Source organism: Pseudoalteromonas sp. H71, from assembly GCF_001468485.1.
Lineage (GTDB): Bacteria > Pseudomonadota > Gammaproteobacteria > Enterobacterales > Alteromonadaceae > Pseudoalteromonas.
This window is the reverse complement of sequence record NZ_LODI01000011.1, coordinates 13,649-29,457: the sequence shown is the minus strand read 5'-3', so window position 1 is coordinate 29,457 and position 15,809 is coordinate 13,649. Positions and strand designations below refer to the sequence as shown.

At 39.4% G+C, this 15,809-nt stretch carries 11 protein-coding genes and 1 pseudogene; 6 read left to right on the top strand and 6 right to left on the bottom strand.

The features are described 5' to 3' along the window. Positions 1-12: 12 nt before the first annotated feature. The 5 genes and pseudogenes from ATS71_RS07045 to ATS71_RS18900 all read right to left on the bottom strand — a co-directional run. The gene (locus tag ATS71_RS07045) at positions 13-816 is read right to left on the bottom strand and encodes a DUF1338 domain-containing protein (protein ID WP_058404182.1); all 804 of its coding nucleotides are present in this window, start codon (positions 814-816) and stop codon (positions 13-15) included. A gap of 28 nt (positions 817-844) precedes the next feature. Continuing rightward, positions 845-2,311, bottom strand: coding sequence for a succinylglutamate-semialdehyde dehydrogenase (gene astD, locus ATS71_RS07040; protein WP_058404181.1), 1,467 nt, complete (start codon positions 2,309-2,311; stop codon positions 845-847). An 8-nt stretch (positions 2,312-2,319) separates the two neighbouring features. Then, positions 2,320-3,354 (bottom strand): arginine N-succinyltransferase, encoded by a 1,035-nt coding sequence (astA, locus tag ATS71_RS07035; RefSeq protein WP_058404180.1) that lies wholly within the window; start codon positions 3,352-3,354, stop codon positions 2,320-2,322. Between the two features lie 47 nt (positions 3,355-3,401). Beyond that, a pseudogene (locus ATS71_RS18905) lies at positions 3,402-3,834 on the bottom strand (aminotransferase class III-fold pyridoxal phosphate-dependent enzyme); the annotation flags it as partial. Position 3,835: 1 nt separating this feature from the next. Further along, on the bottom strand, positions 3,836-4,607 hold a 772-nt coding region (locus ATS71_RS18900), incomplete at its 3' end, for an aminotransferase class III-fold pyridoxal phosphate-dependent enzyme (RefSeq protein WP_235591435.1). A gap of 195 nt (positions 4,608-4,802) precedes the next feature. On the opposite strand from ATS71_RS18900, the gene ATS71_RS07025 reads away from it, so the two are divergent. After that, complete coding sequence (locus tag ATS71_RS07025) at positions 4,803-5,231, top strand: Lrp/AsnC family transcriptional regulator (protein ID WP_058404217.1); 429 nt, start codon at positions 4,803-4,805, stop codon at positions 5,229-5,231. A gap of 25 nt (positions 5,232-5,256) precedes the next feature. Here the strand turns inward: ATS71_RS07025 and ATS71_RS07020 are convergent, their stop codons facing one another. Continuing rightward, entirely contained in the window at positions 5,257-6,180 is a 924-nt protein-coding gene (locus tag ATS71_RS07020) for a hypothetical protein (RefSeq protein ID WP_058404178.1), read from the bottom strand. Positions 6,181-6,568: 388 nt separating this feature from the next. Here ATS71_RS07020 and ATS71_RS07015 point away from each other — a divergent pair, with 388 nt between their 5' ends. The 5 genes from ATS71_RS07015 to ATS71_RS06995 are packed head-to-tail and all read left to right on the top strand — an operon-like array spanning position 6,569 to position 15,690. Continuing rightward, positions 6,569-6,871: an isoamylase early set domain-containing protein gene (locus tag ATS71_RS07015; protein ID WP_008127875.1), complete on the top strand. Its 303-nt coding sequence runs from the start codon at positions 6,569-6,571 to the stop codon at positions 6,869-6,871. Between the two features lie 9 nt (positions 6,872-6,880). After that, on the top strand, positions 6,881-8,872 hold the full coding sequence (malQ, locus tag ATS71_RS07010; protein WP_058404177.1) for a 4-alpha-glucanotransferase: 1,992 nt from the start codon (positions 6,881-6,883) through the stop codon (positions 8,870-8,872). Beyond that, entirely contained in the window at positions 8,873-11,110 is a 2,238-nt protein-coding gene (glgB, locus tag ATS71_RS07005) for a 1,4-alpha-glucan branching protein GlgB (RefSeq protein ID WP_058404176.1), read from the top strand. Then, positions 11,103-13,166 (top strand): glycogen debranching protein GlgX, encoded by a 2,064-nt coding sequence (glgX, locus tag ATS71_RS07000; RefSeq protein ID WP_058404175.1) that lies wholly within the window; start codon positions 11,103-11,105, stop codon positions 13,164-13,166. The genes glgB and glgX overlap by 8 nt, the downstream gene beginning before the upstream one ends. After that, complete coding sequence (locus ATS71_RS06995; RefSeq protein WP_058404174.1) at positions 13,159-15,690, top strand: glycogen/starch/alpha-glucan phosphorylase; 2,532 nt, start codon at positions 13,159-13,161, stop codon at positions 15,688-15,690. Before glgX ends, ATS71_RS06995 begins: the two co-directional genes overlap by 8 nt. Positions 15,691-15,809 lie beyond the last annotated feature (119 nt).

Here is a 15,809-nt window from a genome sequence, read left to right as displayed (position 1 = left end):
GTTTTCATCAAATTATCGTGCGTTGGTGCTTTCAAATATTTTATCTGCAGACGCTGCAACAAAGCCTGTGTAAAGTTCACCATCAGCTTTAGGGTAACGTATTGCAAACTCATAAAAACAGCTAGGAATGCGCATGTCGTCGTCGCTAAAACTGACAGCGTATTCATCAGCCAGTGTTGATGATTGCTCTAGTAGCACCTCTGGCGAGCCTTTTACTTCACCGCCTGATGTATTAAGCGTAAAGCCGGCATTCTTAAGTGCTTGGTTAACATCGTGAATGTTATCAAACTTAGCAAGCGTATTAATGTTTACAGTGAAATGGTTAGCTCGGTATCCCCAAGCTGACATCCATGCAGCGTATTCACTCTCAGCAAGTAGTTGTTTGTAAGTATCTGTAGACACTTGCCAATGCGTACCTGAATATAGAAAATTATCAGCTGTAACGGCGCTCTCATCTATTTGCTCAACCATGTCAGTAACGATTGCTTGAAGTGCTGGTGAGCACTTTTCTACTAAAAGTTCAGAAATAAATACTTTAGGTTGCGATGGATCAGTATGTTCGTAGTGTTTAGCGTACAGTTTTTTTGCTTCAAAATGGTATTCACCACACTCTTTGTAACCTATTGCCAAAAAGTGCGCAGCTAACTTTTCAAGGTTTACTTTTTCAATATTGAATGTACGAAGTGCGATGTGGTCGTTAATAATATCGTTTTGCTGCGTTGAGCCTAACAGTGAATGAATTTTGTCAGCCGACGGGGTTACTTCAACATAATTTTGCCAAAGATTTTCAAATAATGTGTTTACATCTGTATGCATGGTCAATCCTTAAATTTGGTTACTTTATTTATTCTATTATTAAGCCCGGTGCGAGGGTTTGCGGTAGGTTCACTTTATCTGATTCAACAGAAGCTACAGGGTATGCACAGTAATCGGCTGCGTAATACGCACTTGCTCTGTGGTTACCACTGGCGCCAATACCGCCAAATGGTGCGGCACTAGAAGCGCCAGTAATAGGACGGTTCCAGTTAACAATACCTGCACGAATACGTTTTAAAAAGTGTGCGTAATCATCTTCGTTGTCAGCTAGTAACCCGGCTGATAATCCAAAGCTAGTGTTGTTAGCTTCGGCAATGGCGCTATTAAACTCAGTATATCGGTATACTTTTATTAAAGGGCCAAAATGTTCCTCATCCGGCATATCTGTAATGTGTGTTACATCAATAATACCTGGGCTAACAAAGCCTGTTCCACCTTTTAAATGTTTCAATTCAACTAAAGGGCTAGCGCCTTTTTTAATAAGCTCATTTTGCGCAGCAACCATACCAAGGGCTGCTTTTTCACTTATCATTGCGCCCATAAATGGTTGCTCTGTTGCAAAGCTATCGTCAACCACAATATTTTTAGTCGCGCTAATAAGTTTTTCTAAAATGGCATCGCCATTGGCTGAATTTTCTATAAACACACGGCGTGCACAGGTACAGCGCTGACCTGAAGTGATAAAACCTGACTGGATAATATCATGTACTGCAGCGCTTACATCGGCTACATTTTTAACTATTAATGGGTTATTACCGCCCATTTCAAGTGCCAAAATTTTACCCGGATGGCCAGCAAATTGTTTATGTAGTAAATGTCCGGTATTAGAGCTGCCGGTAAAAAATAGCCCATCAATGTCTTGATGAGAAGCAAGGGCTTTACCGGTTTCTATTTCACCTTGAACAAGGTTAATAACACCTGCTGGTAAACCTGCTTTTAACCAAAGTGATAATGTAAACTCAGCCACATGTGGTGTTAACTCAGAGGGCTTAAATACTACGGTGTTTCCCGCTAAAATAGCCGGGACTATATGGCCGTTGGGTAAATGCCCCGGAAAGTTATATGGGCCAAAAATAGCAACAACACCGTGAGGCTTATGGCGTATAAAAGCTTTTGCACCTGGCATTGGGTTTTCGGTTGTGCCTGTGCGCTCATTGTAGGCTTTAATTGAAATAGCCACTTTACCCGTCATTGCGCCCACTTCTGTGCGCGTTTCCCAAAGTGGCTTTCCTGTTTCTCGGGCTATAATAGTGGCAAATTCTTCGCTGTTTTCTTTTAATTGCTGTACGAAGTTTTCTAGTAGGGCAATTCGTGCTTCCAGCGGTGTATCGGCCCATGATAATTGTGCAGTTCTTGCTGCTTTAATAGCACTATTTACTTGGTCTGCATTCGCGCCATTGCCTTGCCACACAGTTTCTCCGTTACTTGGGTTCAAAGATGTAAATGTTGGCCCTTTGCCGCTGTGCCACTGGTTATTAATTAGTTGTGTGTTCATAAGTGTATTTACAGTCGAAAGAATCGGGCTGCATCTCCTTGACTTAAATTGAGGGCGTCAGCAACGTCTTGGCTGATCACCAATGTATGTTTGGCATGGTTGTAATGTGCATGCTGAGTAAATGTAGCTCTAAAACCACTCACTCCTTGATTGCATACAGCAAGTGTATCTGAGCTTTTTTCACTAATGTGCTCAAGCTCGCCAATAGTAATTGGGCAAACTTGCGACTCTCTAACACTTCTAATATTACCTAGCTTTGCTTCTACAGTTGGGCCTGCATCAAAAAGGTCAACGTAACCTCTGTGTTCAAACCCTTCTTTTTCTAAAAGTTTTAAGGCTGGCTTAGTTTTTTCATGCACATGGCCTATGACTGCTTGAGCTTTTTTACTTAATAAGTTTACGTAAATAGGATACTTAGGCATGAGTTCACTAATAAACACTTTATCGCCAAGGCCGACTAAATGATCGGCTTGTGGAAATTCAATACTGAAAAAATGTTCTTGTAACCATTGCCAAAATGGTGAGTGGCCGTGTTCGTCACTCACACCGCGCATTTCAGCAATCACGGTATCGGCAAAACGTTCGCTGTGCTGGGCCATAAATAAAAAGCGTGAGCGTGATAAAAAGCGGCCGGTTAAACCTTTGCGATTGTTTTCCCGTAAAAACAACGTACATATTTCAGAGCAACCGGTGTAATCATTACACATGCTCAAAATATCTACCGTGTTGTAAACATTAAGCGTAGGGGAGTGATGAACCGTTTTACCCAAATGATAATGATACAAGGGCACTGTTAATCCGACCGCCGCTTCAATTGCCGTTGTACCAATCACTTGACCGGTTTCACTGTCCTCTAAGACAAATAAATAGCTTTCATCTATCGGCTTATTAATATTTTTAGCAAAGCTTTTTTCAGCGCGGCTAATTTTGTCTTTTAACTGTTCGTCATCAACAGGTAAAGAAGTAAACCCATGGCCAGATTCGATAGCAATTTGTTTAAGCGCATCGAAATCGTTGGCTGTAATAGGACGTAATACTTGCATTTAGTGCATGCTCCAGTAGCACGGCAAGCCGTGCTAATTTAACTTTATTAACCGTTTACAACATCGTTAATTGCTTTATCGAAACGTGCTAAGCCTTCTTTAATATCTTCAAATGGGATCACTAGAGAAGGTGTAAAACGAATCACATCCATACCTGCTACTAAGTTCATTAAACCATTGTTAGCACTGGCCACTAAAAAGTCGCGTGCACGTCCTGCAAATTGCTCGTTTAATACAGCACCAATTAATAAACCTTTACCACGCACTTCGCTAAACACATTGTATTTTTCGTTTATTGCATTTAAGCCTTCTCGAAATAGTTGCTCACGTTCCTTTACGCCATTTAATACATCTTCAGTATTAACAGTATCAAAGGCAGCTTCTGCTACTGCACACGCTAGTGGGTTACCACCATAAGTTGACCCATGCGTCCCTACTTTTAGATGAGCAGCAATGTCTGTGGTTGTGATCATTGCACCGNTAGGAAATCCGCCACCTAATGCTTTAGCGCTTGTTAAAATATCAGGGATAACATCTAAACCTTGGTACGCATATAAGTCACCCGTTCGGCCAACACCTGTTTGTACTTCGTCAAAAATGAGTAATGCGTTGTGCTTAGTACACAGCTCGCGTACTTTTTTAGCAAAATCGTTTGTTGGAGAAATAATACCGCCTTCACCTTGAAGTGGTTCCATCATTACAGCACATGTTTTGTCACTAATAAGTGCTTCAAATGCTGCTAGATCATTGTAATCACAATGGACAATGTCACCCGGTTTAGGACCAAAACCGTCTGAATAGGCTGCTTGACCACCTACCGTGACGGTAAAGAAAGTGCGGCCGTGAAAACCTTTATTAAATGCGATGATTTGTGATTTTTCTGCGCCAAATTTATCAAGTGCAAAGCGACGTGCTAATTTAAGTGCTGCTTCGTTCGCTTCTGCTCCCGAGTTTGCAAAGTAAACTTTTTCGGCAAACGTCGCATCAACCATTTTTTTTGCAAGGCGAAGTGCTGGTTCATTAGTCATTACATTTGATAAGTGCCAAATTTTGTCACCTTGCTCTTTAAGTGCATTAACAAGAGCAGGATGACAATGGCCTAAACAATTAACTGCGATACCGCCAGCAAAATCAATAAATTCGTTGTTATTTTGATCCCACACGCGAGAACCTTCACCGCGTACTGGAATAACAGCTGAAGGATTGTAGTTCGGTACCATTACGTCGTTAAATAAATCTCTTGTTACTTGCATCATTACACCTAAATTATATGGGCTAGATTGAAATGTTAGTTGCTAATGTAAAGAGGAGTTAAGCCATTACGCCTTAGCAAACTAATAATTATTTTATGTTGAGACTCATTATCGAAGGTTGGAAGTTAAAATTGTAGTGCTATTTTGTGAAAAATGACTAAAATAAAAATCAAAATAACGAAATTAATTGCCAATATGATAACACCTCAAGATGAAAAGCTACTTTCTATACTTAAAACAAACGCCAGAGCGAGTATTTCTGATTTAGCTAGGCTCCTTAATTTATCTCGATCTACAGTACAAAGTAGGATGCTTAAATTAGAAGAAACGGGTGTGATTAAAGGTTATAGCGTTGATTATGGCGATGCTTTTTTAAGTAAAATGGTATCGGCACATGTATCAATTAAAGTGATTCAAAAGCTGACTACAAAAACGAATATTGAATTAAAGCAAATTGATGCCATATCGCAGCTTTATGCTATTAGTGGTGAGTTTGACTTAATTGCAGTGGTCCAAGCACAGAATTTAGAAAAGTTGAGTCATTTACTCGATGATATTGGTAATTTAGATGGTGTGGAACGCACAACTTCTTCGGTTATTTTAGAGACCAAGTTTAAGCGTTAATGTATTTCATTTATGAATTTATAGCTTATTTAAGTATAGGGTTAGCGCGTTTAACAATTACTTTTTTTGCTGTATCAAGTTTTATGAAGTAGGCGTTACCCCCTATGCCCTTAAACTCCTCATCTGTGAATACAATTGTATTGTCGTCATAGAAGGTGATGGCTTCTTTTTGTGTAATGATGCCTAAATCTATTTTAGATACATCACCAGAGAAAAACTGATCATCTTCAAAGTTTTCAAATAACCAAATACTGGTAGAGTCGAGTAGCACGAGTTTTTTACGATCTGGACTTAACGCTGCCGACGTGATCCAACACAGTTTTTCCATTGTTGTACAGGTTTTAAAAGATCCAATTAATTGCGCTTTAAAGTTAGCTGCGTGGTCGCCTACTTTGTATAGATTTGTAATGCCATCAAAAGGCTCAGTGCGATTTTTTGTGAATAAATATAGGTGGCGACCCAGAGCTACAAACGCCTCAAGATCAAAATTACGATTGCTTGGTTTTATTGGGCTGCCATCCATTTCAGGGTAGGTAAACTTTATTATTTCGGCCTTTGTTGAGTCGGTTTTAATATCGATTGGATTCTCTATTTTATAAATAGTTAGCCAACGTCTATCATTTTTATTGTTACCAAAATCACCTAAAAAGAAATGACCAAATTTATTTTGCGTCATGTCTTCCCAATCAATGTTTTTAGCATTTGAGACTAAAATTTCTTGCGCAATCGAACCATCTTTATTCAAGCGGTAAAGCTTAGGTTCGTCGCCACCGTCGTTAATTGCCCACAAGCGATTACGCTTATCAAATTCAATGCCTGATATTTCTTTAAGCTTAGGATCGAATGTGATTTCTTTTTTACTGTATAGGGTATAAATTGAACTAAGGGTAGACACTATTGCAACTATAAAAATAACAGCCATAGTTAATAAAATGCTTTTTTTCAACATGAAATTTACGATATTTCAGAGTGTTAACTTGCTGTGTATTATCACTTAAGTGAATACGTAACTAAAGCAGTTTATCAAACAAGTTATTTGGTCGGCTTGAATTGATTTATCAGAGTATTAGAGATAAATATTAAATGCCTACAATTGCTCTAATTGGTTTAAAAATTGCTCTATGTTGTGTATGTCATTCTTAATGTCTATGTTTTCATATTTTATGCACTAATAAAGTGCGATAAAAAGATTGCTTGCACTGTAATAAAGCGTAAACAAAAATTTGCTTTACTACGGTAAGCTCAAAGTTTGAATGAATACAATCCCACATCGCCAACTTTAAAACAGGCCCTGTGGCAATAATTAAATACCTTTTACTGTTTAGTTGGAGCCTACTATGTTGCATAAACGTTTTTTTAAAACAAAAGATGAAGCGGAAATCACCTTCGAATTTGCTCACCCGGACGCGCAAGAAGTCTGTTTAATTGGTGAATTCAATAGTTGGCAACCCGTGCCAATGAAGCTTAATAAAAAACAAGGTGTGTTTAAATGCAAACAACGCCTTCCCCTGGATCAACAGTACCACTTTCGTTATTTGATAAATGGCGAATTTTGGGATAACGATCATAAAGCGGACGCTTATGAGGCTAACAGTTTTGGCACTGAAAATAGTATTGTAAATACCCAACGTATCAATTAAGGCCTGTAAATGAATGAACTTTCGCAGTTGTTTTACTTACATGGCATTGGTTATGAATTTACCAAGTACACAGGCGAGCAAATATTTTTTAGTGAAGATACCCGTAAGCGTGCCTTGCAATGCTGCGGAATCAATACTTACGATCATAACAAAATAGCTCAATTAAATTACAAGCTTGATGTACTGCCTTGGATGCAATTGTTGCCAAATGTAAGCTTAGTTGAACAAACAGACTGTTATTTAAAAGTTAAAATAGATGACAGACAACTTGGCCAAACTGCATCAGTAAGTGTTGCACAACTGGGTATACAGTGTGAGTTTACTGACCTTACTAATTTAACAGTCACAGGTGAATACCACTTCAATGGTGCCCGTTACATTGAAATTGCGCTTCCTATACCAGTCATGCCTGCAGGGTATTACCAAGCGAGTATTAATGTAGGCGAACACCATTCAAGCACCGAAATTTGGTCTGTACCTGAGCGTGTTTTTCAGGTTGAAGATACAAAAAAAACGGGTTTGTCGATTCAGTTATATACGCTTAAAAACAATGAAAGATTAGGAATTGGAGACTTTTCAGACTTACTTACGCTTGTAGATTTATGCAGTGAGCATAATATGGATTACATTTTGCTCAACCCTCTGCATTTGTTGTTCTGCGACATGCCTGAGCGTGCAAGCCCATACAGCCCTAATAGTCGTGCTTTACTAAACCCTTTATATATATCGATTGGTTTATGTGAAGACAGTAAAAATAATGCTGAAATCACAAAAATTATGCAAAGTAATGAAGCTACTTTACTTCTAAATAACAGTAAACAGTTTATTAATTACGAGAATGTTAGTTGCGTTAAATACAAATTGTTTAAGGCACTGCATAACCACTTCGAATTAACAGCCAGCAAACTACGCCGTGACGCATTTAATGCTTTTTGCGACAAACATCAGCCAACGTTACAAACTTTAGAATCAAAAAATCCTCTTTTCGACTATTACCTTCAGTGGCAAGCGCATTTACAACTTGGTTTATGTCAAGCGCGTTGTGTGCAGGGGGGTATGAAAATAGGTTTGATTAATGATTTAGCTGTTGGGTGCGCCGGCGACGGTGTTGAGTTCAAATCACAACAATCATTATTTGCTGATAATGCCAGTGTGGGCGCACCACCTGACCCTTGGGCTGAAGGTGGTCAAAATTGGGGGTTGCCGGCTTTAAACCCGCAAAGTTTAGCACATGATAACTACTCGTTTTACCGTTCATTAATTCGTGAAAATATGCAGAATGTAGGCGGGTTAAGAATCGACCATGTTATGGCTATTCGTCGTTTATGGTGGTGTTTTGAAAATAATGACCAGCAAGATGGTTGCTATATTTATTACCCCTTTGAACATTTGCTGGCTATTTTGAAAATAGAGTCGCATATTAATCAAAGTATAGTTATAGGCGAAGATTTAGGCATTGTTCCACCAGAGGTAAAGCATGCTTTGTCATGCAGTGGTATTTTTTCAAACAGTTTATTTTATTTTGAAAAGCATAACGACGGTGACTTTTTACCGGTACACAAATTACCCGCTCAATGTTTATTAATGATTGCAAACCACGATGTACCTCCATTTACAGGCTGGTGGCAGCACGATGACATAGCTATAAAGCTAAAATACCAATTAATTGACAACGCACAATCAACGCAATTAACCGACCAAAGAGCTGATGAACAAATACGGTTGCTGCGTTTTATTAATGCTTCCGCTGGGCTTAAATTAACCATACACAGCGATGCTAAGTCGGTTTATGGTGCACTTAGTCAGTGCTTAGCTGGCTCAGACTCTCGGTTGTTTGCTTTACAAATAGATGATTTAGATGAACAGCAATACCCGGTGAATATTCCTGGTACAGACAAAGAGTATCCAAATTGGCGACGTGTATTAACACATACATGTGAAGAAATTTTTGCAAACAACGCCACGCTTTTAGCTGCAATCGATTCAATAAGGAAAGGTTAAATGAGCAGTACAGCTTCAAATAGTTCGGTATTATCTAAATCTCAAAACGCTGACTACGATGCGCAAGTTAATGCGCTTAGCACGGGACGATTTAAAGACCCATTTAGCTTTTTAGGTGCACATAAAGTAAATGAATCAAATGCAGAGGTGCGTTTATATTTACCCGATGCACAAAGCGCTTCTCTAACAATAAATAACAAATTAGTCGAAACACAACGATATAAGCAAAGTGACTTATTTATAGCCTATATAAGCCAGTTACCTGACTCGCCTTATTTATGTACTGCCCAATATAGCGACACTTCGAGTACGTTTTTTGATGAGTATAGTTTTAAAAGTGAGCTTGATACTGATGCCATGTACTTATTTAACGAAGGCAGCTTAGAGCATGCATACTTGCACTTTGGTGCACATTTCACTAACCAGCAAGATGTAGATGGCGTTCGCTTTTGTTTATGGGCACCTAATGCCGCCAGTGTTTCTGTTATTGGCGAGTTCAATTTTTGGCAAGCAAACCGGCATTTCATGCGTTTTCATCCTGCCAGTGGTGTTTGGGAATTATTTGTTCCCGGACTCAAAGCAGACATGTGCTACAAATTTGCTATCACAGCGCAAAGTGGTGAGGTAATAGAGAAAGCAGACCCTTATGCTTTTAAAATGCAACAGGCACCAGGTACCGCAAGTGTTCTGCAGTTCAAACCAGAAGCAATAACTCTAAGTGAACAAGCAATCAGCAATAGGCAAAAGCGCAATCATATAGACGCACCAATCAGTATTTATGAGGTGCACTTAGCGTCGTGGCAGCGTGGTGAAGATAATCGTTATTTGAGTTATATCGAGCTTGCCGACAAACTCGTAGGCTACGCGCTTGAAATGAACTTTACCCACTTGCAGCTTATGCCCATAAGTGAATATCCGTTTGACGGTTCATGGGGATATCAGCCAGTCGGATTATTCGCGCCGACCAGTCGTTTTGGTGATTACAACAGCTTTAAGTATTTTGTAGAGCAATGCCATAAATACAACGTAGGTATTTTACTTGATTGGGTTCCGGGGCATTTTCCAAGCGATCCCCATGGTTTACATCGATTTGATGGTACACACTTGTACGAACATGCCGACATGCGCCAAGGCTTTCATCCAGATTGGAACACGTATATTTATAATTATGATCGCCCAGAAGTTAAGAGCTTTTTAATTTCTAATGCAATGTATTGGCTTCATCAATTTGGCTTAGATGGTTTGAGGGTTGATGCCGTTGCGTCAATGCTGTACTTAGATTACAGCCGCAAAGAGGGAGAGTGGATACCTAATTGTTATGGCGGTCGCGAAAACCTCGGTGCCATTGAGTGCCTCAAACAAGTTAATTTACGCAGTTATAAAAACAACCCTGGCATTATGATGGTGGCAGAAGAGTCGACTGCTTGGCCGGGAGTCACACAAAGTGTAGAGCATAATGGCTTAGGTTTTGGCTATAAATGGAATATGGGGTGGATGAACGACAGCTTATTATATATGCAGCGTGATCCACTTTTTAAGCAACATCACCATCATGAAATTACGTTTTCGATGGTGTATGCATTTAGTGAAAACTTTATTTTACCGCTTAGCCATGACGAAGTTGTTCATGGGAAAGGCGCGCTAATTGAAAAAATGCCAGGCGATGATTGGCAAAAATTCGCAAATTTACGTGCTTATTATGCATTTATGTGGGCACACCCAGGCAAAAAGTTATTATTTATGGGTGGTGAAATAGCTCAACGGGCTGAGTGGGGGCATGATCATTCTATTGATTGGCATTTGCTAGAACATGAAAGTCATAAAGGTATAAAGCAGACAGTAAAAACGTTAAATCAGGTCTATAAAAATCAACCCGCGCTTTATGAACTTGATTCAAGTGCCGCAGGTTTTGATTGGATTGATAACAATAATAACGAGCAAAGCATTTTAAGTTTTGTACGTTATGCTAAAAATGCCCATGACTTTATAGTTGTGATTGCAAACTTTACGCCTATGTCATATCAAGAATATACCTTGGGCGTTCCGAGCAAAGGCGTTTATAAAGTAATCATGAACACCGATGAAAGCGATTTTTTTGGTTCGGGTATTAAAGTATCGCATAACCAATCAAATACAGTTGTCACTAACGATAATCCTCAACATGGTTTTAACCAAAGCATCACGATTGCTATGGGTGGCTTAACCACAATATATTTGCAAAAGGTACAAGATGAGTAATCAATTTGAAGTCACTCACGGCCTTGTTGAGCCCCTCGGATCAAGCTTGCATGCAAATGGTGTTAATTTTTCATTGTATGCGCCAAATGCGACACAAGCGTATGTGTGTTTATTTGATAAAAGTGGCCACTCTGAAATACTTAAAGTGGCTATGAATATAAACGAAGGCGGTATATGGAGTGTTCATATTGCACCGCTTAATACTGGGGCACTGTATGGGTTTAGGGTTGAGGGTGAATACAATCCAAATACTGGGATGCTATTTAATGAACATAAATTATTAATTGACCCTTACGCAAAAGATTTATTTGGTGAGTTTACATGGAGTGAGCGCCATTATGGACAAATGCCGATAGGCACCAAAAGTACGGTTAACAATGCCATTGATATACCAAAATCAAAAGTGTCATCACTTGTTTCATATGAACATAAAAAACCGAATCACAGGTGGTCGCAAACAGTCATTTATGAGTGTCATGTAAAAGGGACTACGTGTCGTCACCCTCAAATACCTAAAGCTTTGCAAGGTAAGTTTTTAGGATTGAGCCATCCGTTTTTTATTGAACATTTAAAAAGCTTTGGAGTAACAGCAATAGAGCTACTCCCTGTGCATGCTTTTATTAGCGAGCAATTTTTAACAGGCAAAGGCCTACAAAATTATTGGGGGTATAACACGCTTAACTTTTTTACTCCTCATAAAGACTATTTAGTAAACGACGATATTAACGAGTTTAAACAGATGGTTAAGGAGCTTCATGCTGCAGATATCGAAGTTATTTTAGATGTTGTTTATAACCATACAGCCGAAGCGGGCAACGATGGTCCTATTTTGTCATTGCGTGGGTTAGACAACCTTGCTTACTACCGCACAGCAGAAGCACAACCTAATGTATACATAAACGATACGGGGTGTGGCAATACTATTAATATTGATCACCCAAAAACGTTGCAGCTAGTGCTCGATAGCTTGCGATATTGGGTTGAAGTAATGGGTGTTGATGGCTTTAGGTTTGATTTAGCAACAATACTCGGTCGCTCTAAATCAGGATTTAGTTCAGCGCATACGTTTTTGCAAACCATTGCTCAAGACCCTGTTTTAAACAAGGTAAAGTTAATTAGTGAACCATGGGATATTGGCCCGGGCGGTTATCAACTTGGGGCTTTTCCTCCACCTTGGCGAGAGTGGAATGACCAATACCGAGATGTAATTCGTCGTTTTTGGAAAAGTGAGGAAGGCATTATAGCCAGTGTAGCTAAACGCTTGCATGGATCGTTTGATATATTTGAGCACAGCCAACGTGGCCCATTAAACAGTATTAATTTCATAACCAGTCATGATGGATTTACGCTGGCAGATTTAGTGAGTTACGAGCATAAACACAACGAAGCAAATGGTGAGAATAACAGAGATGGCCACAGTGCTAATTACTCATTTAATTGCGGAGTAGAAGGTTTTAGCAATGATGAAAAAATAACCGCATTAAGATTACAACAACAAAAAAACTTTTTGCTTACATTAATTCTTTCTAAAGGTGTTCCTATGATTGCTGCTGGCAGTGAAATAGGGCACTCGCAAGGAGGCAATAACAATGCATATTGTCAAAATAATCGTACGAGTTGGCTTGCTTGGAAAGAATCACAACTTAATCATTCATTAACTCAATTTATAGACGATGCACTTAAAATTAGGCGTGCGCACAGCGCATTCAAACACAGTGTATTTTTAGAAGACATAGATGAGCGTTTTACCGTTAAATGGTTTACCGAAACAGGAAAAACCATGACAGATTCGCATTGGCATGAAAATTCGCGTCAATTTTTAATGTACAGCTTACTTGATAAGCAAAATAAGCATGCGTTACTTATTGTATTTAATGCCAGTAAAAAAAGTATTTTTTGCCAGCTACCTGCATCACCTATTAATGCACCGTGGCAATTGGTTTTATCAAGTGTAAATAATGCATCTTTAATAACTCACCAAGATGCAACCGTTGAAATTTCTGCACAGAGTAGTTGGGTTTTTAGTGCTAACTTAGAGGACGTAGCTAATGGCTAAGCAAGTTGAACAAGTATGTGTTGTAAAAGGGTGGCAAGAAGGCCCTGTGATTGACGAAAGCACCTTAAAAGATGATTTAACACGCCATTTTTATTACACCCTAGGTCGAGATAAAGTCGGCGAATCGCAGCTTTATTTATACCATGCATTAGCATTAACGATCCGCGATCGTTTGGTTGCGCGGTGCCGAGAAACTAATAAAAAAATAAAACAGCAAAAAAGCAGAAAAACGAGTTACCTTTCACTTGAATTTTTAATGGGGCGCGCACTGGGCAATGCGGTATTAAATCTTGATTTAGAAGATCAAGTTTCATCGGCATTGCAAGAGTACTGCACTAAAATTGAAACAATTGAAGATGCAGAGCACGACGCGGGTCTTGGTAACGGTGGCTTAGGGCGCTTAGCGGCATGTTTTTTAGATAGCTGCGCAAGTTTAGCTCTACCCGTTGTTGGTTATGGTATTCGTTATGAATACGGAATGTTTAACCAATCAATCAGTGACGGTAATCAAATAGAGCAACCCGATAATTGGCTACGCGAAGGGCATCCTTGGGAGCTGAGTGCCCCCGAGCATTCTAAGCGTATTAAGTTTGGTGGTTATGTAAATAGTTATACCGATAAACAGGGTCGAGAGCACCGCCAGTGGGTTAGTAGCCATGATGTGTTAGCAGTGCCTTACGATGTGCCCATTCCTGGTTATAAAAATAATATAGTAAATACACTACGCTTATGGAAATCAGAAGCGACTGACGAATTTAACCTAACCGAATTTAATGCAGGTAGTTACTCCGAAGCGGTTGCACAAAAAAACTTAGCCGAACAAATTACCATGGTACTTTACCCTAACGACAGCAGTGAAAATGGTAAAGAGCTACGACTACGCCAACAATACTTTTTATCATCAGCAAGTATTCAAGATATTGTTGATCAATGGGTGAATGATCATGGTGAAAGCTTTACTGACTTTGCTGATTACCATGTTTTTCAATTAAACGATACACACCCAAGTATTGCAGTTGCAGAACTCATGCGTGTTTTAGTTGATGATTACGAGCTCGACTGGGATGATGCATGGCAAATAACTACAAAAACAATGGCCTACACAAACCATACATTATTGCCAGAAGCGTTGGAGAAATGGTCAGTTTCATTATTTTCAAAATTGTTACCACGCATTTTAGAAATAGTATTTGAGATAAACGCACGTTTTTTAGCAGACGTTGCACAGCATTGGCCTGGTGATGTTGATAAACAGCGAGAGCTATCACTGATAGAAGAAGGTGGCGAACCGCAAATTCGCATGGCTTATTTAGCCATTGTGGGTAGCTATTCAGTTAATGGTGTTGCTGCACTGCATACAGAACTATTAAAAGCCGGTTTATTTAAAGAGTTTTATGCACTATGGCCAAATAAGTTTAATAACAAAACCAATGGGGTTACACCTCGCCGCTGGCTTGCCCATTGTAACCCAACCTTGAGTGAATTGATTAGTGAGAAAATAGGCAGCGATTGGATACGCGACTTTGCTCAAATAAATCAGTTACGCCGTTTTTATGATGACACATCATTTCAAACACAGTGGCAAAACGCCAAAGTAATAAACAAACAACGTTTAGTTGATTTAGTTAAAGAGCGCTGTGGTGTAGAGTTTGATGTGTCTATGATGTTTGACGTACAAGTTAAACGTATTCATGAGTACAAGCGTCAGCTACTAAATATCCTCCATGTTATCCATTTATATGACCGCATTCGTCGTGGCGACACGCAAGGACTCGTGCCTCGTTGTGTTTTACTCGGTGGTAAAGCTGCACCGGGTTATTACATGGCTAAAAAAATAATTAAGCTAATCAATAATGTAGCAGATGTAATCAATAAAGACCCACTAGCGTCATCGTACTTACGCGTGGCTTTTTTACCTAATTATAATGTCACAGCCATGGAAGTTATTTGTCCCGCTACTGATTTGTCTGAGCAAGTCTCAACAGCCGGTAAAGAAGCTTCAGGCACAGGCAATATGAAGTTTATGATGAATGGTGCATTAACTATTGGCACGTTAGATGGTGCCAATATCGAAATTAGAGATGCTGTTGGTGCTGATAATTTCTTCTTATTTGGCGCTGAAGCGCATCAGATTGATGATATTAAATCGCGTTATAACCCCGCACATTTAATTGAGCAAAATAGCGATTTAGCCAATGTCATGCATTTGCTAGAAAGCGGACACTTTAATTTATTTGAACCTTGCCTATTTGACGATGTAATTAACGCAATTAAGAGCCCACACGATCCATGGCTTGTTGCACACGATTTCGAAAGCTACGTATCTGCACAAAAGCAAGTAGATAAAGCCTATGCTGATCAAGCTTATTGGACGCAAATGAGTATTTTAAATACCGCTGCCAGTGGCATATTTTCAAGTGATAGGACCATAAGCCAATACAGTGACGACATTTGGCATTTAACCCCACTCAATACTAGTGACACTGACTCAACGACAGCTACCAGTAAAGCCACTAAAAGTTAGATAAATGGAGAGAAAAGTATGCCTAATTATGCAAATCGCTACATAAGTAGCCTAACTAGAGAAACGTATGCGTTAATACTTGCTGGTGGTCGTGGTTCTCGCCTGCACGAATTAACCGA

What these genes read in the sequence shown, in the direction of transcription:
- ATS71_RS07045 (WP_058404182.1), bottom strand. Translation starts at nt 816, where the DNA reads ATGCATACAGATGTAAACACATTATTTGAAAATCTTTGGCAAAATTAT.
- astD (WP_058404181.1), bottom strand. Translation starts at nt 2,311, where the DNA reads ATGAACACACAACTAATTAATAACCAGTGGCACAGCGGCAAAGGGCCA.
- astA (WP_058404180.1), bottom strand. Translation starts at nt 3,354, where the DNA reads ATGCAAGTATTACGTCCTATTACAGCCAACGATTTCGATGCGCTTAAA.
- ATS71_RS07025 (WP_058404217.1), top strand. Translation starts at nt 4,803, where the DNA reads ATGATAACACCTCAAGATGAAAAGCTACTTTCTATACTTAAAACAAAC.
- ATS71_RS07020 (WP_058404178.1), bottom strand. Translation starts at nt 6,180, where the DNA reads ATGTTGAAAAAAAGCATTTTATTAACTATGGCTGTTATTTTTATAGTT.
- ATS71_RS07015 (WP_008127875.1), top strand. Translation starts at nt 6,569, where the DNA reads ATGTTGCATAAACGTTTTTTTAAAACAAAAGATGAAGCGGAAATCACC.
- malQ (WP_058404177.1), top strand. Translation starts at nt 6,881, where the DNA reads ATGAATGAACTTTCGCAGTTGTTTTACTTACATGGCATTGGTTATGAA.
- glgB (WP_058404176.1), top strand. Translation starts at nt 8,873, where the DNA reads ATGAGCAGTACAGCTTCAAATAGTTCGGTATTATCTAAATCTCAAAAC.
- glgX (WP_058404175.1), top strand. Translation starts at nt 11,103, where the DNA reads ATGAGTAATCAATTTGAAGTCACTCACGGCCTTGTTGAGCCCCTCGGA.
- ATS71_RS06995 (WP_058404174.1), top strand. Translation starts at nt 13,159, where the DNA reads ATGGCTAAGCAAGTTGAACAAGTATGTGTTGTAAAAGGGTGGCAAGAA.